The organism is Micromonospora inaquosa (genome assembly GCF_003857055.1).
Lineage (GTDB): Bacteria > Actinomycetota > Actinomycetes > Mycobacteriales > Micromonosporaceae > Micromonospora > Micromonospora inaquosa.
On the sequence record NZ_QGSZ01000016.1, the window covers coordinates 1 to 1,261 of the forward strand.

The 1,261-nt window shown below is 66.1% G+C and carries 1 protein-coding gene; it reads right to left on the bottom strand.

Features of this window, described 5'->3' with window-relative positions; all coding sequences use genetic code 11:
- Nucleotides 1-45: 45 nt before the first annotated feature.
- Nucleotides 46-1,190 (bottom strand): IS3 family transposase gene (locus tag DLJ59_RS00080; protein ID WP_124770501.1). Its coding sequence is split into 2 segments (ribosomal slippage): nucleotides 46-917 and nucleotides 917-1,190, totalling 1,146 coding nucleotides; the frame shifts between segments, so codons are not numbered across the junction.
- Nucleotides 1,191-1,261 lie beyond the last annotated feature (71 nt).

A 1,261-nucleotide genomic window follows, 5' to 3' on the forward strand; every position in this document is an offset into this window, starting at 1 on the left:
GGTGGGGACTGCCCCGGGTTCGGTTGACTCGCGGGTTTGAGTGGTTCAGGCCGCGTGTACGGGCTGGTTGATTGTCTCAAACTCGATCGGGGTGAGCCGTCCGAGGCGTTGTTGCCGTCGCCGGCGGTGGTAGGTCCGCTCGATCCAGGTCACCATCGCCAGGCGCAACTCGTGGCGGGTGGTCCAGCGTTGCCGGTCCAGGACGTTGCGTTGCAGCAGGGCGAAGAACGACTCCATCGCGGCGTTGTCGCCGCAGGCGCCGACTCGGCCCATCGAGCCGACCAATCCGTTGCGGTGCAACGCTTTCACGAATTTCCTGGACCGGAATTGACTGCCCCTGTCCGAGTGGACCACGGTGTCGGCCGGGTGCCGGAGCCGGACCGCGTTCGACAGCGCCGCGACGGCCAGGGAGGCTTTCATTCGGGTGTCGATGGAGTAGCCGACGATCCGACCGGAGTACACGTCCTTGATCGCGCACAGGTAGAGCTTGCCCTCGGCGGTGGGGTGTTCGGTGATGTCGGTCAGCCATAGCCGGTTCGGGGCGTCGGCGGTGAAGCGGCGTTGCACCAGGTCGTCGTGCACCGGGGGTCCGGCCCGCCTGGTCAGGCCCTTGCGTTTGGCGAACACCGACCAGATGCGCTGCTGTGAGCACAACCGGGCGACCCGGTTCGGGCCGGCGATGATGCCGTGGGCGGGTAGTTCGTCGGCGATGAACCGGTAGCCGAACGCCGGATCATCATGGTGGATGTCGAGGGCGGCGTTGATCAGATACGCGTCGTCGAGGTCCCGCCGGGTGACCGGGTTGTTCTTCCACGCGTAGTAGGCCTGCTTGCTGAACCCCAACACCCGGCAGGTCACCGCGACGGGGATCCCGTCCGCGGCCAGGTCACCGACCAGCGGGTACGTCATTTTGGGGAGATCTCCTTGGCGAAGTACGCCGCGGCCCGCCGCAGGATCTCGTTCTCCTGCTCCAAGATCTTGTTGCGTCTGCGCAGCTCCCGCAGCTCCGCCGACTCGGAACTCGTAGTTCCAGGGCGGACGCCGTCCTCGACGTCAGCGAGCTTCAGCCAGCGGTGCAAACAAGCCTCGGAGATCCCGAAGTCCTTCGCGATCTGGGCGATCGGGGCTTCGCCCTTACGGGCGACCGCGACGACGTCGCGGCGGAACTCCAGGGGGAACGCTTTCGGCATGACAGACATCCTTCCAGCGAGGAACAGATCCTCACAGGTCAGGAGTCAACCGAACCGGGTGCAGTCCCGTG